This is a genomic window from Tardiphaga sp. 172_B4_N1_3 (assembly GCF_052076035.1).
Classification (GTDB): domain Bacteria; phylum Pseudomonadota; class Alphaproteobacteria; order Rhizobiales; family Xanthobacteraceae; genus Tardiphaga; species Tardiphaga robiniae.
Window position 1 is genome coordinate 1,326,073 of sequence record NZ_CP197238.1, and the last position, 18,854, is coordinate 1,344,926.

Below are 18,854 nucleotides of genomic sequence, written 5' to 3' on the forward strand. Positions count from 1 at the left end.
TCGAGTGAGCCGTGATTCGAGCGGCATTCTGGAACGAGGTCTTTTTTGGTACGGATTTTGCTCTATCTACGGGATATGTCCCGTAACTGGGCGACCGGCAGACAAAGATCGAACGGCGGACGGAGATAGGAATGAGTAAGGTCGGTACCAGCGACTCCAAGAACACGCTGTATTGTTCGTTCTGCGGCAAGAGCCAGCACGAAGTTCGCAAACTGATCGCGGGTCCTACCGTCTTCATCTGCGACGAATGCGTTGAACTCTGCATGGACATCATCCGCGAGGAGAACAAGTCTTCGCTGGTCAAGTCGCGCGACGGCATTCCGACGCCGAAGGAAATCTGCAAGGTGCTCGATGACTATGTCATCGGTCAGTTCCATGCGAAGAAGGTTCTCTCGGTCGCGGTGCATAACCACTACAAGCGCCTCAACCACCAGACCAAGCACAACGACGTCGAACTCGCGAAGTCGAATATCCTGCTGATCGGTCCGACCGGTTCGGGCAAGACGCTGCTCGCGCAGACGCTTGCACGCATTCTGGATGTGCCGTTCACGATGGCCGATGCGACGACGCTGACCGAAGCCGGTTATGTTGGTGAGGATGTCGAGAACATCATCCTCAAGCTGCTGCAGGCGGCCGATTACAATGTCGAGCGTGCGCAGCGCGGCATCGTCTATATCGACGAAATCGACAAGATCTCGCGCAAGTCGGACAATCCGTCGATCACCCGTGACGTGTCGGGTGAGGGCGTGCAGCAGGCACTGTTGAAGATCATGGAAGGCACCGTTGCCTCCGTGCCTCCGCAGGGCGGCCGCAAGCATCCGCAGCAGGAATTCCTGCAGGTGGATACGACGAACATCCTGTTCATCTGCGGCGGTGCGTTCTCGGGCCTCGAGAAGATCATCTCGTCGCGCGGACGGACCACGTCGATCGGCTTCGCCGCTCAGGTTCTCGCGCCGGAAGATCGCCGCACCGGTGAAATCTTCCGCCATGTCGAGCCGGAAGATCTGCTGAAGTACGGCCTGATCCCCGAATTCGTCGGCCGTCTGCCAGTGGTCGCGACACTCGAGGATCTCGACGAGACCTCGCTGAAGAAGATTCTGATCGAGCCGAAGAACGCGCTGGTCAAGCAGTACCAGCGCCTGTTCGAGATGGAGAACATCGAGCTGACCTTCGCCGACGAGGCGCTGGGTGCGGTGGCCCGCCGGGCTATCGAACGCAAGACCGGTGCACGTGGTCTGCGGTCGATCCTGGAGAGCATTCTGCTCGAAACCATGTTCGATCTGCCCGGTCTGGAAGGTGTCGAGGAAGTCGTCATCTCCAAGGAGGTTGTGGATGGGACGGCTCGCCCGCTCTACATCTATGCCGACCGTTCGGACCGGACCGCGGAGAGCAGCGCAAGCGCCTGATCCACGCGGCTTTCGGGCCCATCGACTTAAGTTCAATAGGCGGTTGCCGGTGATCGGCAGCCGCCTATTTTGTTGCAGCTACGCTCTGTATACCGCCCTTGTTCATGGGTATTTCCGCGACTTGACACCCCCCCGGCCCATAGCCACCTAATGCTCTCGGCGAACACAAAATCTCCCTCAAGATTCGCCATAACGATCCGGACACGTAGAGCCTGAGACGGCCGAGCAAAGACGGAAAATCGGCACCTTGTGCGGTTGCGCCATCGGGCGGACTGCTTGCAAGGGGGCACAGCAAAAGGAATGGGCCATGACTGCCTCCAAACCCCGGCCAACCATTGTTCACGGCGAAAGCCACTCCTATCCGGTGTTGCCGCTGCGCGACATTGTCGTCTTCCCGCACATGATCGTGCCTCTCTTCGTTGGCCGCGAGAAATCGATCCGCGCGCTCGAAGAGGTGATGAAGAATGATGCGCTCATCATGCTCGCCACGCAGAAGAATGCGTCGGACGATGATCCATCGCCGGACTCGATTTACGAGATCGGTACGCTCGCCAGCGTGCTGCAGCTTTTGAAGCTTCCCGACGGCACCGTGAAGGTGCTGGTGGAAGGGCTCGAGCGCGCCAAGGTCGAGAAGTATTCCGATCGCACCGAATATTACGAAGCGACCGCAGTCGCGCTGGCCGATACCGATGCGAAGAGCGTCGAGGCGGAAGCTCTGTCGCGTTCGGTGGTCTCGGACTTCGAGAGCTATGTGAAGCTCAACAAGAAGATCTCCGCCGAAGTCGTCGGCGTCGTGCAGGCGATCACTGATTTCGCCAAGCTCGGCGACACCGTTGCGTCGCATCTCGCCGTCAAGATCGCGGATCGCCAGGGCATCCTGGAAACGCTGTCCGTCACAGCGCGCCTGGAGAAGGTGCTCGGCCTGATGGAGAGCGAGATCTCGGTGCTGCAGGTCGAGAAGCGCATCCGCTCGCGCGTCAAGCGCCAGATGGAGAAGACCCAGCGCGAGTACTATCTCAACGAGCAGATGAAGGCGATCCAGAAGGAGCTCGGCGACGACGAAGGTCGTGACGAGCTGGCCGACATCGAAGAGAAGATCGCCAAGACCAAGCTGTCGAAGGAAGCCCGCGAGAAGGCGCAGCATGAGCTGAAGAAGCTGCGCCAGATGTCGCCGATGTCCGCGGAAGCGACCGTCGTGCGCAACTATCTCGACTGGCTGCTGTCGATTCCGTGGGGCAAGAAGTCCAAGGTCAAGAAGGACCTCGCGGCGGCGCAGGCCGTGCTGGATGACGATCACTACGGGCTCGAGAAGGTCAAGGACCGCATCGTCGAGTATCTCGCGGTGCAGACGCGCGCCAACAAGCTGAGCGGGCCGATCCTGTGCCTCGTCGGTCCTCCCGGCGTCGGGAAGACCTCGCTCGGCAAGTCGATCGCCAAGGCGACCGGACGTGAGTTCGTGCGCGTGTCGCTCGGCGGCGTGCGTGACGAGGCGGAGATCCGCGGACATCGCCGGACCTATATCGGTTCGATGCCCGGCAAGATCATCCAGTCGATGCGCAAGGCCAAGACGACGAATCCGCTGTTCCTACTGGACGAGATCGACAAGATGGGCGCTGACTTCCGCGGCGATCCGTCGTCGGCTCTGCTTGAGGTCCTCGACCCCGAGCAGAACGGCACCTTCGCCGATCACTATCTGGAGGTCGACTACGATCTGTCGAACGTGATGTTCATCACCACGGCGAACACCCTGAATATTCCGGGCCCGCTGATGGATCGTATGGAGATCATCCGGATCGCCGGCTACACGGAGAACGAGAAGGTCGAGATCGCCCGCAAGCATCTCATTCCGATCGCGCTCTCGAAGCACGGTCTGGATGCGAAGGAATGGTCGATCGACGACGACGCCTTGCTCTTGATGATCCGCCGCTACACCCGCGAAGCGGGCGTGCGTAATCTGGAGCGCGAGCTCTCCACACTGGCCCGCAAGGCTGTGAAGGAGCTGATGCTCTCGAAGAAGAAGGTGGTGAAGGTCACCGAGAAGAATCTCGAAGAGTTCCTGGGCGTTGCGAAGTATCGCTACGGCGAGATCGAGAGCGACGATCAGGTCGGTGTCGTCACCGGTCTGGCCTGGACGGATGTCGGTGGTGAGCTGCTCACCATTGAAGGCGTCATGATGCCCGGCAAGGGCCGCATGACCGTCACCGGCAACCTGCGCGACGTGATGAAGGAATCGATCTCGGCGGCGGCATCCTACGTCCGCTCGCGTGCGATCAACTTCGGGATCGAGCCGCCGTTGTTCGAGCGGCGCGACATCCACGTCCACGTGCCCGAGGGTGCAACGCCGAAGGACGGTCCGTCCGCAGGCGTGGCGATGGCGACGACGATCGTGTCCGTGCTCACGGGCATTCCGATCCGGCACGATGTCGCCATGACCGGCGAGATCACGCTGCGCGGCAGGATCCTGCCGATCGGTGGTCTGAAGGAGAAGTTGTTGGCAGCGGCCCGCGGCGGCATCAAGACGGTGCTGATCCCCGAGGACAATGCCAAGGATCTCACCGAGATTTCCGACGCCATCAAGGGCGGGCTGAATATCATCCCGGTCGCCCGGATGGACGAGGTGATCGCCAACGCCCTGGTGCGGGCGCCCAAGGCGATCGTCTGGGAAGAGGACACCAAGCTGCCGGTGAAAGCCGACGGCGCGGAAGAGGCTGGCAGCGGCCTGACAGCCCACTAAGGTCGACATCCTCGATAACAATCAGCGGCGCCCTTCGGGGCGCCGTTTTTTTATGGCAAGATCGCAGTTGCTCGGAGATCGTTCGGGAGACGGCGTGATGCAGATCGACGGCCAGTGCCACTGCGGCTTCATCAGCTATCGCGCGACAATCGATCCGCAGCGGGTGTCGATCTGCCATTGCACGGATTGCCAGACCATGACCGGCTCGGCCTATCGCGTCACGGTGCTGACGCCGGCCGACACGATCGAGATGACGGGCGGTGCACCGAAGGTCTACGTCAAACGCGGCGACAACGGTCTCAACCGTCTCCAGCACTTTTGCGGAGACTGCGGCTCGCCGATATTCGCCAGTGGCGAGGCGGCTGAGGATAACGAGTGGGGTATTCGCTGGGGTAGTATCCGCCAGCGCGCCGAGCTGCCGCCACGACGTCAGATCTGGTGCCGGTCAGCCGCGCCCTGGATTCATGATCTTGCGGAACTGCCAGCGCGGCCGAAGGGATCGAACGATCCATAGCGGCCCAGGGAGGTGGTGGTAGGCGGCGAGAGATTCGAACTCCCGACCCTCTCGGTGTAAACGAGATGCTCTAACCAGCTGAGCTAGCCGCCCTCGGGCAATCACCCTCACGGCCTCTCTTTAACGCCAGCACTCCGTCGCGGCAAGGCGTTCCCGCGCGGATATTCCGATCTCGCCCTCAGGTGTTTCGCCTAGCGCGCCGCCAGCACCTTGGCGAGTTGAACGCCTTCGTTCAACAGCGCCATGCGCAGCAGATCATAGGTCGTCTCGGACCCGCATGCGTTTGCCAGCCGCAAAGCTTGCAGCATCGTGACGATCAGTTCGTCGCTGTCCTTGCCGCCCTGAATGACCTGGAACTGATTGGGGGACATCGGCATCAGGCGATCCGCCGGGATGTCTGAGGCAGTGCAAAGACGCTGTCTTTGATGGCGACACTCTTGCTGACGCGGGCGAGACACTTTTCGCTGACATGAAACAGCACGGCGATGGTGGCCTCGCCATCGATCATGGCTGGCAATCCCAGCGGCTCGATCTCCAGTCCGAAGCCCTGAAGAATCGGGATGCGCAAGGGATTGATGACCGAGGTGAAACCGGACAGGCCTTCCATCAGGCCATATTCCTGAATCGCGAGCAGCAGTTCGAAATAGTGATGGCTGCGGCGTTCGGATTTGCGCATGGCAAAGCGTGTCAGCTCGAACACATCGCGGCGCTGGATCAGCGCGCCATCGACAAGCTGCGCAAAATTCTCGCTGAGCATGTGAGGCAAGACGGTTGGATAGAGCCGGAAGCCGCCTGCGACAGTGCCTGCGTCGTCGGCCGCGACCAGATAGACGGCTGCATCATCGTCATACTGGTCTTTCTCGTGCTCGCCATCGACATCGAAGGCGGTCCAGCCGCGCTCTCCGACAAAGACCTCGTGCCGTAACCGAAATTGCTTGTCCAGGAGATCGCCGAACTGCCCAGCATTACCGCTGTGAATGACCTCGATCATAAAAAGCTCTCCACGCTCGTCTGCGTGGAGGGTTCTCATGATGAGTTTGGTCGCGATATTCCGTGGGCAGGGGATTGACAATTCAGAAAGCGATCAGTCCTTGTGTGATCGCCTCGGCCACGGCCTGCGCGCGCGTATGCGCATTCAACTTGTGCATGGCAGCGGTGACAGTCTTGTTCACCGTATCCTCGGAGATACCGAGAATGACGCTCGTATCCCAGGCGGTCTTTCCGGCAGCGACCCAGCTGACGACCTCGCGCTCCCGCAAGGTGAGGGCGATCAACTTCGCACGCTGATGAGAGCGAAGCGTTGCAAAGCGGTTGAACGCATACATCGTGACGAGCTCGATGGCGCCGTGCGCGTCCTCGGTATTTTCGACTTCGTAGCCTGCCAGCGAGAGGCCGGCCTGATAGCCGTTCATGCCGTGCACCGGTGCGCAGAGGCCGAACTTCAATCCGTAATCGACAGACGCGATCTCCATGATGGTCCGTGATGTCGGGCTGACCTCATCGAGCCGGATGTCGGACCAGGTGAACAGCTCGGGTTGCCGGCGGATCCGCGGCGCAACGGGATCCGAGGCATAGAAATTGGACGCGCTATATTGTTCGGCCCATGGCTTGGGCCATACTTTCAGCAACACGCGATCTTCGAACGGTTGGTTGACGCCGGTCGAGGCCAGAAAGCAGATGTGGTTGTAGCCGAACGATTTGGCCGTAGCGGCCACGACATCGCCAACCGCAGACATGGAGGCGGCATTGGCAATGCTTTCGATGGCCGATAAAGCGGTCTGAAAATGCTTGCCTTTGAATGACCCCATGGCGCGCCTGCATATCAGCTGAAATGGAGCTATGTTTTTGGGAAATTATTCTTGTTATAATTTATAATATGTACTGGGGAGGATATCGTCGCCGTCACGGCGCGCAATTCGCCATTCGATTGACACCACAACTATACACCGTTCCGTCACGAATGATGCGGCTTGGGCGGCCTCATGATAGTTATGTTTAGTGGTTCCCAGTTACCGGAAAGGCTACCTAGCTTAGCGCAGCGGGGGGTCAAATACCCTTTGTATCTGACGATCGAGCCAACCAATGGCATCGCGATATCCACATCGAAATGGAAACGGCCGTTGTTGTCCACGCTTTCGCGGGCGCTGGAGCGGGGTTGCAGGATGGACGGCAAGGGAAGTCCGAGAAGCCGTGCACCGACGATGTGCAGCGTCAGATTCGAATCCGTCGCTTTCCATTCCAGTCTGATGGCGACTGGCCCGAACACCTCGTCCAGACAATGCGTGAACGGATCGACGTTGCGCAAGTTCGAGCGCATCGTCACATCGGGATAGATCCGGGTCCAGGTTTCCGACCCGTCGTTCTCGCTGCGCATTTCTACGCGCAGCGGCATGTTCGTGCCGCCGCGCGGAAAGCGAAATACACGTGAAAACATAGCAGTGATGATCCCATCAGGACTGGTCGCATCGGCACGGCCTTCGAGCACGAGAACGCCACTCACGTCGTGGCTATCGCGGATGGCGGCAGGCAAAGTGTCATAGTCGGCGCCGAGCAGTCGTTTCATTAGAGGCGGTGGCGCCGCCGTCTCGGATTGCTCTGCCGTGATGCCGTGATGGGCAAACTCAGCAGCAATGACGTCGTACGGAATGATGCCGGCACATGCCGCAGCGCCGCGCCACGATAGACTGTTATCAGCGAGCATCTTCAGCGCCGCGAGCGCCGGTAACGTCGGGATATAGGGGCCGACGCCTGCATTTGCCGATAGCGTCCAGACCCGACGTGCAAGATCGCCTTTGTCGTTGATGAGGAGTGCATCGATCCGCATGCCGCCGCGGTCGGAGCCGAAGGGCTTTAGAAGATCGGCGATAGCGCGCAGCGGTCGTGCCAATGGGGTGAGCGTCTTGATAAGGCCGAGACGGACGAACAGTCCGAGAGCGGCAACGCCGTAGTGCAATAGACCGAGTTCAAGACCGGCGCGAAAGATGGCATCTGCCTTGGGATGATAGCGCGAGACGAGGAGATCGAGATCAGGCGTTTCGCATAATGCGACAGGACGACTGCCAATGCCAGGCAACGTCACCTTTTTGCCAAGGCTCCAGCCGGCATATTCACTCCAGCGACCGCTGCGAAACACGCGGACCGGTTGGCCTACCGTGGAGAGGATGGCCTTGACCACGCTCAGCCCGCGTGGAGCCCGGTTGCCCGGCGCAATGCTGACGTCGATCGAGATGACCGCGCGCGCGTCGGCCAACAACCTGTCGAGGGCCGCATGCGACAGTGCGGGCGTCGAACTTGCGCCTGACAATACGGCAACCCCCGCCGAGCGGGCATCCTGGTCGAGGTTGCCGATATGGCCTACGAAATCGCGGGCATCAGCAAGGTCGACATAGTGAAGGCCGGCACCGATGGCCGCGCGAGGCAAGCGATCGTCGCTGGCCTGAAACGGGCCGGACGAGTCTGCGACGGCATAGACACCGGGATAGCGGCTACGGAGGGCATTCAAGAACGGCGTGTCGATGCGGCTGCGCTCGCAGGCCTCGATTGATATTTGCGTGCCGAGCTGCTGAGCGAGTTTTTCCAACCGCGCGGTGTTGCGCGCGACCGCGATCACGGCGATGCCGGACCGGATGAGACCTGCCGCAAGCCGCTCGCCGAAAGCGCCTGTGGCTCCGACCAGCAACACGCTGCGTTCAAATGGCTGCATTGGCAGCCTGGTCGAAGCCGACAGCGGAATCGCCGGCCAGATCACTGGGTAAGCGGTGCGTTAAAATACCGGTCTTGAGACCCGCAAGTGTGTGCAGCATGTGTCGGCGTAGATAAGGCGACTTCGCGGCGCGATCAAAGGTGAGGTCACGCACCAAAGCCAGCGTGCCGGAATCCGATTGAAAGAACGGTGTCATCACTCGGCTCGCCAGCTGATAGAAACGGACATGAGCGCGTCGAACCTGTGCGTAACGCGCGAGTGCCGATGGCACATCGGTGCAAGACGCAAGCGCATCGGCCAGCGCCAGTGCGTCGAGCAATGCGTTGTTGGCGCCCTGGCCGAGTTGCGGCGACGTGGCGTGCGCTGAATCGCCGATCAGGGCCAGCGCGCCCTTGAACGGCTTTCGTGCCGTGTAGTGCACATAAGTCGCCAGCGTGAGGTCATCTGGACTGGTTAAGCCGGCAACGACCGGCGCAAGCGCAGGCCACAATTTTACGATCTGTTCGCGCCATGGTTCGAAACCATCGCGCCATTGCGGATAATCTCCGAGTTTTAGGCTCCAGAACAATGCCGCCAGCGGCGGCCCACCGGGCAACGCGCGGCCGACCGGCAGATAGCCGATCATGATCCGTGCAGCGACGTAACGCTGCGCCAGTTGGCCGTCGGCGATGCCGATATCGGGGACTGCAGCCCATACAGCGCCGTAGCTGAAATCCTGCGCGGCCGCTTGCGACACCAGCGGACGGAAACGCGACCGCGCCCCTGATGCGTCGATGACAAGATCGAAGCCTGGTCCGCTGCGGCCATCTTCGTCTTGTAGCGACGAGCGCCCGTCGGCGCGCGCCTCGATATCGACGATAAGCCTGCCGGTTTCCAGCGCCGCGCCCGATCGCGCGAAGGCAGCCCACAATTCACCGTGCAGCGCGGCACGGTGAATGCCGATTGCGTAGAATTCCGGCGCAAGGTCGGCATAGAGCAGATCGAAGATCGTGCCACCGCGTTCGGTGATGCCGTGTAGGCGCCCGATGCGCGCGCCTAGCGCCTCGATCGAACCGCGAAGTCCGAGCCGGTCCAGAGCCGCCAGACCGGTTGGCTGCAGCATCAGGCCCGAACCGAGCGGCCGCGACGTCTCGAAGCGCTCATGAACGACCACGCGATGACCGGCACGCGTCAGCAGCGTCGCGGCCGCAAGTCCCGCGACGCCCGCACCGATGATCGCGACGTCGAGCGGAGCGCGCATGGTTTAGCGCACGATCAGTGACGACGAACTGGCGGGACAGAGACGCGCCATCATCACGCTTTTTCTTCCCAGATTATCGCGAGATGCACGATGGTCTGCACGGCTTTTTCCATGTCCTGAACGCTGACCCATTCGGTACGGCCATGGAAGGCGTGTTCGCCGGCGAAGATATTGGGGCAGGGCAGGCCCATGAAGGACAGCCGCGATCCGTCGGTGCCGCCGCGGATGCTGCTGCGGACGGGTTTGAGCCCGGCGCGCTGGATCGCTTCCACGGCGTATTCGACCATCTGCGGATAGCGGTCGATCACCTGCTTCATGTTGCGGTATTGCTGCTTGATCTCGAGCGTTGCCGTCGAATGCGGATAGGCCGTCATCACGTCGTCGACGATGGATTGCAGCAGCGCTTCCTTCTCGGCAAGGCCGTCATCTGTGAAGTCGCGCACGATCAGACTGAGCGTCGCTTTTTCAAGCGCGCCAGAAATGCCGATCGGATGCAGGAAGCCTTGCTTGCCGTCGGTGGTCTCAGGCGAACAGGTGTCTTTCGGCAGTCGCTCGACGATTGCGGCGGCGATCTTGATGGCGTGCTCCATCTTGCCCTTGGCAAAGCCGGGATGCGCGCTGACGCCTTCGATGGTGATGACGGCACCGTCGGCCGAGAAAGTCTCGTCTTCGACATAGCCGGCGGTCTCGCCATCCATGGTGTAGGCGAAGTCGGCGCCCAGCTTTGTCAGGTCGACCTTGTCGACGCCGCGGCCGATCTCTTCATCGGGCGTGAAGAGGATCTTGATGGTGCCGTGCCTGATCTGTGGATTGGCAACCAGGAAACGTGCCGCATCCATGATCTCGGCAAGGCCGGCCTTGTTGTCGGCGCCCAGCAAAGTGGTGCCGTCGGTGGTGATGATGTCATGGCCGATCTGGTCCTTCAGCGCCGGATTGTCGGCGACGCGGATGACCTGCGTTGTGTCCACCGGCAGCACGATATCGCCGCCCCGATAGTTCTTGACGATCTGTGGTTTGACGTCCTTGCCACTGCAGTCGGGCGAAGTGTCCATATGCGAGCAGAAGCATATCACCGGCACTTTCTTGTCCGATGTCGCGGGGATCGTCGCATAGACATAGCCATGCTCGTCGAGATGCGCGTCCCTGAGCCCCAGGTCCCGCAGCTCCTGCGCGAGTACGCGGCCGAGATCCTTCTGCTTTTCGGTCGATGGGCAGGTGGGGGAGGCGGGGTCGGACTGGGTGTCGATCACCACATAGCGCAGGAAGCACGCAGTCACATCATGGGCGAAATCGAAGGGGGGAGTTGCTGTCAAAGGGCACCATCTGATTGCAGAAGTCCTCACAGCTTAGAAGTTTCATTCCGGGCCGTCACGAGGACGCGGCCCGGAATGAGAAGTTCAAGCGGTCGATCAGACGGCTTCCTTGAGTTCCTTGGCCGGCCGGAACGCGACCTTCTTGCTGGCCGCGATCTCGATCTGCTCGCCGGTCGCCGGGTTGCGACCCATGCGGGCGGCGCGCTTGCGGACCTGAAGGATGCCAAGGCCGACGATGCGGATACGCTCGCCATTCTTGAGATGGTTGGTGATGCGCTCCACCATGTCACCGAGGATTTCTTCGGCCTTCTTCTTCGACAGCTCGTGATCTTCAGCCAGGGCCGCGGCGAGATGCTTCAGCGTGATGGTGGGAGGAGTGGCCGCTTTCGCGGCGGTGGTGGTTGCAGCTTTTGCCATGAATCTGGCCCTTCTCGTTGGTGGTCTGTCTTAAACCTGTGACGCAGCAGGGCTTAAACGATTCGGAGCGATGCCGCCCCGCTGTTTTGCCTGCAAACAGGGGCTTATTTGCATTTCCGGCCTTAAAACGGCCTTCTCGCAAAGCCTGCAGTGACGCCTTCTTGTGATGTCCCCGGGAATGGTTCTGCAACGTCCTTGACTTCAAAAGGACGTCCCTTTATGTCCAGCCCCACTGCGGGATTGCAGACGATCCACGCGGGAGTAGCTCAGTTGGTTAGAGCGCTGCCCTGTCACGGCAGAGGTCGCGGGTTCGAGTCCCGTCTCTCGCGCCATTCCATCGGGAATGGCGGGATTCAGGTCCATCCGCGGTCGTCCCCACAAGTTTCCTCAAGAGAACTATAGAGTTGCAGACGTCTCGCGCGGCATTTGACGTGCCGGCGCTCAGAACGAATCTGCGAGCGCGATTTCCTGCTTCAGCGCCTCGATTCGCCGCGCGGCTTCAGCGCGCGTCAGGTCCTTTTCGAATTGTTTGGGCTGATAGGCCTCGATCGCCAGCGATTTCAGCGTCAGCGCCTGGCCGCGGGTCATCGGGCCGGAGAGGCGATCCGGCAGGCTCTCATACGACGATACCGATGGGGCACCCGCGGGGACGACGATCTCACCGCGGGTGTTCAAAGCCGGGGTCTTCAAAGCCAGGGCCTTCAAAGCAAGGGTCATGGGAACCTCCAAAAATCCGATCTGGGTCGAAACAATGGCTTGTCAATTTGTTCTCTTTTTGTTCTATAGCGCAAATGACCAAGCTCGCCAACCTGAATTTCAGAATCGCCCGGCTGCGCTACCAGATGAAAGGGGGGCAGTCGGATATCCGGCTGCTGACCAATGCCGGGCTGGACTGTGCCAATGCCTCCACGCGCCTGCGGCGGATGCAGGCCGACCTGCTGGTGCTCATTGCGGAGCGTGAGGCGCTGGCATGTCTGGCGTGAGCGAACCGCCGCAACTCAGGATCATCACATTGCGGGCGCAGATCGCCGAGCTCGGCGCGGCGATCCGCCTGTTGCGACAGGCGGGCATGGACAACGCCGCCGCGGAGTTGCTGTTGGTACGGAAACGCGCCGAACTGGATGGCATGTTGTGGCAGGGAAGGAACGTCAGGTCCGACCCGCCGACGGGCGAGGTTTGACGGTCCCGGCGGTTGAGAAGTCATGCCGGATGTTTGAGAATCTGTGGAAGTTTGTCGCAGCCGGCGATGCATCGGCAAGGTTGCGTTTCAATCGTCGCGCCGCGCATGGCAGAGCATGAAACTGTCAACATCCCTTGTCTTGCATGGCTTGTTGCGCTGCGCTAAGCCTCAGAACCATTCCAATGTTCGAATCTGTGGCAAAGTCAGGGCCGCAGGAGTAAGGCTCGCCGATGAACGGCATCTTGCATAATTATCTCCCACTTGTGGTCTTTATCGGCATCGCATCCGTCATCGGTCTGGCCTTGCTGATCGCGCCATTTCTCGTCGCCTACCAGCAGCCAGATCCGGAAAAGCTGTCCGCCTATGAATGCGGATTCAACGCTTTTGACGATGCGCGCATGAAGTTCGATGTGCGGTTCTATCTGGTGGCGATTCTCTTCATCATCTTCGATCTGGAAGTCGCCTTTCTGTTTCCGTGGGCAGTGGCCTTCGGCAAGCTTGGCGCAACCGGCTTCTGGTCGATGATCGTGTTTCTTGGCGTGCTCACCATCGGTTTCGCCTACGAATGGAAGAAAGGCGCGCTCGAATGGGATTGAGCCCAGTCATAGCCTCGGCTCCCGCGATCGCGCAGGCGCCGAAAGGCATCATCGATCCGTCCACCGGCAAGCCGGTCGGCGCGAACGATCCGTATTTTCTCGAGGTCAATGCCGAGCTGTCCGACAAGGGCTTCTTCGTCGCCGCGACCGACGATCTGATCACCTGGGCGCGCACCGGCTCGCTGATGTGGATGACCTTCGGTCTCGCCTGCTGCGCGGTCGAGATGATGCAGGTGTCGATGCCGCGTTACGACGTCGAACGCTTCGGCTTCGCGCCGCGCGCCTCGCCGCGTCAGTCCGACGTGATGATCGTCGCCGGCACGCTGACCAACAAGATGGCCCCGGCGCTGCGCAAGGTCTATGACCAGATGCCGGAGCCGCGTTACGTCATCTCGATGGGCTCCTGCGCCAATGGCGGCGGCTACTATCACTACTCGTATTCGGTGGTTCGGGGCTGCGACCGTATCGTGCCGATCGACATCTATGTCCCGGGCTGCCCGCCCACCGCAGAAGCGCTTCTCTACGGCGTGCTGCTGCTGCAGAAGAAGATCCGCCGCACCGGCACGATTGAACGCTAAGACTCGCGAACGCTTAAGGCTTTGTCATGGACGATGTGAGGCTCGACACACTGGGTCAGACGATTGTCGGCGCCCTGCCGGGTGCCGCACTCGCGCATGAGGTGGCGTTCGGCCAGCTGACGATTGCGGTGGAAACATCGAAGATCGTCGAGGTCGCGCAGTTCCTGCGTGACGATCCGCGCTGCCGCTTCGTCAATTTCACCGATGCGACGGCTGTCGATTACCCGGGGCGCGAGAAGCGCTTCGATGTCGTCTATCATCTGATGTCGCCGACATTGAACACCCGCATTCGCCTCAAGGCTCTGGCCTCCGAGACGACGCAGGTGCCGTCGATCATTTCGGTGTTTCCCGGCGCAGACTGGTTCGAGCGCGAAGCCTATGACCTCTATGGCGTGATCTTTGTCGGCCATCCCGACATGCGCCGTCTGCTGACCGATTACGGGTTCGACGGCCATCCGCTGCGCAAGGACTTCCCGCTCACAGGCTTCGTCGAGGTTCGTTACGACGACCAGGAGAAGCGGGTGGTTTACGAGCCGGTTCGGCTCAACCAGGAATTCCGCAAATTCGATTTCCTCTCGCCCTGGGAAGGCGCGGATTATCCCGTGTTGCCCGGTGACGAGAAGGCAGAGGTCAAGCCATGACCGAACAACCCAACGTTCGCAATTTCACGATCAATTTCGGACCGCAGCATCCGGCCGCGCACGGCGTGCTCCGCCTGGTGCTGGAGCTCGACGGTGAAGTCGTCGAGCGCGTCGATCCGCATATCGGCCTGCTTCACCGCGGCACCGAGAAGCTGATCGAGCAGAAGACCTATCTGCAGGCGATCCCGTATTTCGACCGGCTCGATTACGTCGCGCCGATGAACCAGGAACACGCATTCTGTCTGGCCGCCGAAAAGCTGCTCGGCGTCACCGTGCCGCGCCGCGGCCAGTTGATCCGCGTGCTGTATTCCGAAATCGGCCGCATCCTGTCGCATCTTCTCAACATCACCACGCAGGCGATGGACGTCGGCGCGCTGACCCCGCCGCTGTGGGGCTTCGAAGAGCGCGAAAAACTGATGGTGTTCTATGAGCGCGCCTCGGGCTCGCGCATGCATGCCGCGTTCTTCCGCATTGGCGGCGTACATCAGGACCTGCCGCCCAAGCTGATCAACGATATCGATGCCTGGTGCGATGCCTTCCCGCAGGTGCTCGACGATCTCGAAACGCTGCTCACCGGCAATCGTATTTTCAAACAGCGTAACGTCGATATCGGCGTGGTGTCGCTGGAAGACGCCTGGAAGTGGGGCTTCTCCGGCGTGATGGTGCGCGGCTCGGGCGCTGCATGGGATTTGCGCAAGTCGCAGCCTTATGAATGCTACGCCGAAATGGACTTCGACGTTCCGATCGGCAAGAACGGTGACTGCTACGATCGTTACTGTATCCGCGTCGAAGAGATGCGGCAGTCGACCAAGATCATGAAGCAGTGCATCGCCAAGATGCGCGCGCCGGACGGGCAGGGCGCCGTTGCGGTCGAAGACAACAAGATTTTCCCGCCGCGTCGCGGCGAGATGAAGCGCTCGATGGAATCGCTGATCCATCACTTCAAGCTCTACACTGAGGGCTTCCGCGTGCCGGAAGGCGAAGTCTACGCTGCCGTCGAAGCGCCGAAGGGCGAGTTCGGCGTCTATCTCGTCTCCGACGGCAGCAACAAGCCGTACAAGTGCAAGATCCGCGCGCCGGGCTTTGCTCATCTGCAGGCCATGGATTTCATGTGCCGCGGCCATCTGCTCGCCGACGTCTCCGCCATTCTCGGTTCGCTCGACATCGTGTTCGGAGAGGTCGATCGGTGACGCTGACGCCTCCCATACAGTTTGACCGGGCGTCCGGCGTTCTCCAGAGCGTGAATCTCTGGGAACGTGCGATGGCCTGTGCGCTGGTGGTTGGCTCGAAGATCTCGTCGTCGTTCTCGCATCGCGGCTACAACATGTGCGCCAATCTGATGCGCAGGACTGTGCTGCCGGCGCGCGATCTCGTGGTGAAGCTGAATGCGGATGCGCTGTTCGCGTTCCCGTTCGGCGACGGCTACTGGAGCAAGTTGCTCAACCGCACCTTCTCCTATGAAGACGAGCTTGAGGTGTTGTTCCGGAACTCGATCGATGTCGATTACACGCTGCTCGATTGCGGCGCGAATTACGGATACTGGTCGGTGCTGGTGTCGAGCGGACCGTTCGGCTCGCACAAGGCGATCGCCATCGAGCCGTCGTTCGACAATTTCGCCAAGCTCGCCAATAACGCCAGGATCAATGGCGACCGGTTCGACGTCATCAAATGCGCGATCGGCTCGCAGCGTGGCACGGCACATCTGTCGGGCACCAAGCACGAAGCTTTCAGCATCGCCGGCGATCCCAATGCCGGCGGCGAGGAAGTGCCGGTGATCGCGCTCGACAATCTGCTCGACGACGGCAAGGTGTCGATGTCGGGTAAATATCTGATCAAGCTCGACGTCGAAGGCGTCGAGATCGAGGCCATCAAGGGCGGCGCACGATTGCTGCAGGGCGACTCGGTCATCATGTGCGAAGAGCACGGCAATGACCCGCATCACACCGTCTCACGCTTTATCCTGGATCAAACGCCGCTCAAGCTGATCGTGCATGATCCCGCCACCAACCGTTTCGAAACCGTGACCGAGTTGTCGATCCTCGATCGCATCAAGGTGTCCACACATGTTGGCTACAACGTGTTTGGCACATCGAGTGCGTTCTGGCTCGACCGCATCAACAGCCTGAATGCGAGCGCGGCGCGCCGCACTCATTGAGAGACTAGACATGTCCGTCCGCCGTTTGGCTCCGAAAGAAGTTCAGCCCGCTTCGTTTGAATTCACGCCCGAGAATCTGGCGTGGGCGAAAGAGCAGATCACGCATTATCCGCCCGGCCGTCAGGCATCGGCCGTGATCGCGATCCTGTGGCGCGCACAGGAGCAGCAGGCCGGCTGGGTGTCGGAAGCAGCTATCCGCGTCGTCGCCGACATGCTGGAAATGCCCTATATCCGCGTGCTCGAAGTCGCGACCTTCTATACCCAGTTCCAGTTGCAGCCGGTCGGCAAGAAGGCTCACATTCAGGTCTGCGGTACCACGCCTTGCATGCTGCGCGGCGCCGGCGATCTGATCGACGTCTGTCAGCATCGCATCCATCACGACCCGTTCCATCTGTCCGCAGATGGCGACTTCAGCTGGGAGGAGGTCGAGTGCCTCGGCGCCTGCGTCAACGCCCCGATGGCGATGATCTGGAGCGACACTTACGAAGACCTCACCAAAGAGAGCATGAACAAGCTGATCGACGGTTTCGCTGCCGGCACGCCGCCGAAGCCGGGTTCGCAGATCGGCCGTCAGTTTGCTGCGCCCGAAGGCGGCGCGCGCGTGATGACGAGCGGTGGCGCCGCCACTTACACGAAGGTTCTGGATATGCCGAAGGAACCCGCGCTCGCCGATGCCGAGCCGAAGAAGCAGACCGAGTCGGCCAATGTGCAGGAGCGCCCGGCGCCGAAGCCGCCGGCGGCCGACGCGACCAAGACCAATCCGCCGAAGGGTGGCGCTTCTAAGGAGCCGAAGACTCCCAAGGAGCCGAAGAAATGACGCGCGTGCTGTCGATGAAATTTGCAACGCTGTCGGGGGACGCGGCAATGAACAAGTGGCTCTACATCGCACTGCATACGATGGTCGCAGCTGCGTTCATTTTCTCGCTGCAGCGCTTCTTTTTGAACGCCACGCTTGAATCCAGTCTGTTGTGGGCCGTTGTGTTCGGCGGTTGCGCCGCGATGCTCGCCTACAAGCAATCCAATCGCTGATCGAGGAAGCCATGCTCGACGACAACGACCGCATCTTCCGCAATCTCTACGGCCTCGACGACTGGGGCCTCGCCGGCGCACGCCGTCGCGGCGGCTGGGATGGCACGAAGGCCATCATCGACAAGGGCCGCGACTGGATCGTCAACGAGATGAAGGCGTCGGGCCTCCGTGGCCGTGGCGGTGCAGGTTTCCCGACGGGCATGAAGTGGTCCTTTATGCCGAAGGACAATGCTGACGGCCGCCCGAGCTATCTCGTCGTCAATGCCGACGAGTCCGAGCCCGGCACCTGCAAGGATCGCGAGATCATGCGGCACGATCCGCATACGCTGGTCGAAGGCTGCCTGATCGCCGGCTGCGCGATGGGCGCCCATGTCGGTTACATCTATGTGCGCGGTGAATTCATCCGCGAGCGCGAGCACCTGCAGGCGGCGATCGATCAGGCCTATGAGGCCAATTTGATCGGCAAGAACAACATCCACGGCTTCCCGTTCGACCTCTATGTCGCGCACGGTGCCGGCGCCTATATCTGCGGCGAAGAGACTGCACTGCTCGAAAGCCTTGAAGGCAAGAAGGGCCAGCCGCGCCTGAAGCCGCCATTCCCGGCCAACGTCGGTCTCTACGGCTGCCCGACCACGGTGAACAACGTCGAGTCGATCGCTGTTGCGCCGGACATCCTGCGCCGCGGCGCGGCATGGTTCGCCTCGATCGGCCGTCCGAACAATGTCGGCACCAAGCTTTACGGCATCTCCGGCCACGTCAACACGCCCTGCGTCGTCGAGGACGCGATGAGCATTCCGTTCCGTGAACTGATCGAGAAACACGGCGGCGGCATTCGCGGCGGTTGGGACAATCTGCTTGCGATCATTCCGGGCGGTGCATCGTGCCCGTTGATCCCGGCTGCGGATTGCGAAGAACTCATCATGGATTTCGACGGCACACGCGCGGTGAAGTCGTCATTCGGCACCGCCGGCGTCATCGTCATGGACAAGTCCACCGATGTCGTCGCAGCGATTGCCCGCATCAGCTACTTCTTCAAGCATGAGAGCTGCGGCCAGTGCACGCCGTGCCGTGAAGGCACCGGCTGGATGTGGCGCGTGCTGAGTCGCATGGTCGAAGGCCGCGCTCACAAGCGCGAGATCGACATGCTGCTCGAAGTCACCAAGCAGGTTGAAGGCCACACCATCTGCGCACTCGGCGATGCCGCCGCGTGGCCGGTGCAGGGCCTGATCCGCGCCTTCCGCCCGGAGATCGAACGCCGCATCGAAGAGTTCAGCCGCAAGGCGACGCTCGACGATCAGGGCATCCTCGATCCCGCGCATCTGGTCGCGGCGGAGTAGGGCGCATGGCT

At 61.0% G+C, this 18,854-nt stretch carries 21 protein-coding genes and 2 tRNA genes; 14 read left to right on the forward strand and 9 right to left on the reverse strand.

The window, feature by feature from the left end; translation table 11 throughout:
* Positions 1-131: 131 nt before the first annotated feature.
* From clpX to AB7783_RS05970, 3 genes are all read left to right on the forward strand, one after another.
* Positions 132-1,406, forward strand: a complete 1,275-nt coding sequence (clpX, locus tag AB7783_RS05960) for an ATP-dependent Clp protease ATP-binding subunit ClpX (RefSeq protein WP_089264575.1) — start codon at positions 132-134, stop codon at positions 1,404-1,406.
* A gap of 307 nt (positions 1,407-1,713) precedes the next feature.
* Positions 1,714-4,140: an endopeptidase La gene (gene lon / locus AB7783_RS05965; RefSeq protein WP_441277109.1), complete on the forward strand. Its 2,427-nt coding sequence runs from the start codon at positions 1,714-1,716 to the stop codon at positions 4,138-4,140.
* A gap of 97 nt (positions 4,141-4,237) precedes the next feature.
* Positions 4,238-4,654 (forward strand): GFA family protein, encoded by a 417-nt coding sequence (locus tag AB7783_RS05970; RefSeq protein WP_441279643.1) that lies wholly within the window; start codon positions 4,238-4,240, stop codon positions 4,652-4,654.
* A gap of 16 nt (positions 4,655-4,670) precedes the next feature.
* Here AB7783_RS05970 and AB7783_RS05975 read toward each other — a convergent pair.
* The 8 genes from AB7783_RS05975 to AB7783_RS06010 all read right to left on the reverse strand — a co-directional run bounded on the left by AB7783_RS05975 (position 4,671) and on the right by AB7783_RS06010 (position 11,327).
* Positions 4,671-4,747 (reverse strand) — tRNA-Val (locus tag AB7783_RS05975).
* Positions 4,748-4,845: 98 nt separating this feature from the next.
* Positions 4,846-5,031: a hypothetical protein gene (locus AB7783_RS05980; protein WP_089264572.1), complete on the reverse strand. Its 186-nt coding sequence runs from the start codon at positions 5,029-5,031 to the stop codon at positions 4,846-4,848.
* The gene (locus AB7783_RS05985) at positions 5,031-5,645 is read right to left on the reverse strand and encodes an acyl-homoserine-lactone synthase (RefSeq protein ID WP_158596803.1); all 615 of its coding nucleotides are present in this window, start codon (positions 5,643-5,645) and stop codon (positions 5,031-5,033) included. Before AB7783_RS05985 ends, AB7783_RS05980 begins: the two co-directional genes overlap by 1 nt.
* An 82-nt stretch (positions 5,646-5,727) precedes the next feature.
* A complete protein-coding gene (locus tag AB7783_RS05990; protein WP_441277110.1) occupies positions 5,728-6,462 on the reverse strand; it encodes a helix-turn-helix transcriptional regulator in 735 nt (244 codons plus the stop codon).
* A 146-nt stretch (positions 6,463-6,608) separates the two neighbouring features.
* Complete coding sequence (locus AB7783_RS05995; protein WP_441277111.1) at positions 6,609-8,264, reverse strand: DUF4166 domain-containing protein; 1,656 nt, start codon at positions 8,262-8,264, stop codon at positions 6,609-6,611.
* 79 nt (positions 8,265-8,343) lie between these two features.
* Complete coding sequence (locus AB7783_RS06000; protein ID WP_441277112.1) at positions 8,344-9,597, reverse strand: FAD-dependent oxidoreductase; 1,254 nt, start codon at positions 9,595-9,597, stop codon at positions 8,344-8,346.
* Between the two features lie 53 nt (positions 9,598-9,650).
* Positions 9,651-10,910 carry a peptidase T gene (gene pepT, locus AB7783_RS06005; protein ID WP_441277113.1) on the reverse strand — a complete coding sequence of 420 codons (1,260 nt, stop codon included), beginning with the start codon at positions 10,908-10,910 and terminating at the stop codon, positions 9,651-9,653.
* A 96-nt stretch (positions 10,911-11,006) separates the two neighbouring features.
* Positions 11,007-11,327, reverse strand: a complete 321-nt coding sequence (locus AB7783_RS06010; protein WP_068730898.1) for an HU family DNA-binding protein — start codon at positions 11,325-11,327, stop codon at positions 11,007-11,009.
* A 255-nt stretch (positions 11,328-11,582) separates the two neighbouring features.
* Between AB7783_RS06010 and AB7783_RS06015 the strand changes: the two genes are divergently transcribed.
* Positions 11,583-11,659, forward strand: a tRNA-Asp gene (locus AB7783_RS06015).
* Between the two features lie 109 nt (positions 11,660-11,768).
* On the opposite strand, the gene AB7783_RS06020 is transcribed toward AB7783_RS06015, so the two are convergent.
* On the reverse strand, positions 11,769-12,044 hold the full coding sequence (locus AB7783_RS06020; protein ID WP_441277114.1) for a DUF3072 domain-containing protein: 276 nt from the start codon (positions 12,042-12,044) through the stop codon (positions 11,769-11,771).
* A gap of 74 nt (positions 12,045-12,118) precedes the next feature.
* On the opposite strand from AB7783_RS06020, the gene AB7783_RS06025 reads away from it, so the two are divergent.
* The 10 genes from AB7783_RS06025 to nuoF all read left to right on the forward strand — a co-directional run bounded on the left by AB7783_RS06025 (position 12,119) and on the right by nuoF (position 18,843).
* Positions 12,119-12,310 carry a hypothetical protein gene (locus AB7783_RS06025; protein WP_441277115.1) on the forward strand — a complete coding sequence of 64 codons (192 nt, stop codon included), beginning with the start codon at positions 12,119-12,121 and terminating at the stop codon, positions 12,308-12,310.
* Complete coding sequence (locus AB7783_RS06030) at positions 12,298-12,507, forward strand: hypothetical protein (protein WP_089264565.1); 210 nt, start codon at positions 12,298-12,300, stop codon at positions 12,505-12,507. The genes AB7783_RS06025 and AB7783_RS06030 overlap by 13 nt, the downstream gene beginning before the upstream one ends.
* Before the next feature lie 230 nt (positions 12,508-12,737).
* A complete protein-coding gene (locus AB7783_RS06035; RefSeq protein WP_068730894.1) occupies positions 12,738-13,103 on the forward strand; it encodes an NADH-quinone oxidoreductase subunit A in 366 nt (121 codons plus the stop codon).
* Complete coding sequence (locus tag AB7783_RS06040; RefSeq protein WP_089264564.1) at positions 13,094-13,681, forward strand: NuoB/complex I 20 kDa subunit family protein; 588 nt, start codon at positions 13,094-13,096, stop codon at positions 13,679-13,681. The genes AB7783_RS06035 and AB7783_RS06040 overlap by 10 nt, the downstream gene beginning before the upstream one ends.
* Before the next feature lie 26 nt (positions 13,682-13,707).
* Complete coding sequence (locus tag AB7783_RS06045; RefSeq protein WP_115028617.1) at positions 13,708-14,322, forward strand: NADH-quinone oxidoreductase subunit C; 615 nt, start codon at positions 13,708-13,710, stop codon at positions 14,320-14,322.
* A complete protein-coding gene (locus AB7783_RS06050; protein WP_089264562.1) occupies positions 14,319-15,512 on the forward strand; it encodes an NADH-quinone oxidoreductase subunit D in 1,194 nt (397 codons plus the stop codon). The genes AB7783_RS06045 and AB7783_RS06050 overlap by 4 nt, the downstream gene beginning before the upstream one ends.
* Positions 15,509-16,477: an FkbM family methyltransferase gene (locus AB7783_RS06055; RefSeq protein WP_439071511.1), complete on the forward strand. Its 969-nt coding sequence runs from the start codon at positions 15,509-15,511 to the stop codon at positions 16,475-16,477. The genes AB7783_RS06050 and AB7783_RS06055 overlap by 4 nt, the downstream gene beginning before the upstream one ends.
* Before the next feature lie 10 nt (positions 16,478-16,487).
* Complete coding sequence (gene nuoE / locus AB7783_RS06060; protein WP_120290027.1) at positions 16,488-17,294, forward strand: NADH-quinone oxidoreductase subunit NuoE; 807 nt, start codon at positions 16,488-16,490, stop codon at positions 17,292-17,294.
* Complete coding sequence (locus tag AB7783_RS06065; protein ID WP_089264560.1) at positions 17,291-17,506, forward strand: hypothetical protein; 216 nt, start codon at positions 17,291-17,293, stop codon at positions 17,504-17,506. The genes nuoE and AB7783_RS06065 overlap by 4 nt, the downstream gene beginning before the upstream one ends.
* Positions 17,507-17,517: 11 nt before the next feature.
* Positions 17,518-18,843 carry an NADH-quinone oxidoreductase subunit NuoF gene (nuoF, locus tag AB7783_RS06070; RefSeq protein ID WP_068730888.1) on the forward strand — a complete coding sequence of 442 codons (1,326 nt, stop codon included), beginning with the start codon at positions 17,518-17,520 and terminating at the stop codon, positions 18,841-18,843.
* The last annotated feature ends 11 nt before the right edge of the window (positions 18,844-18,854 follow it).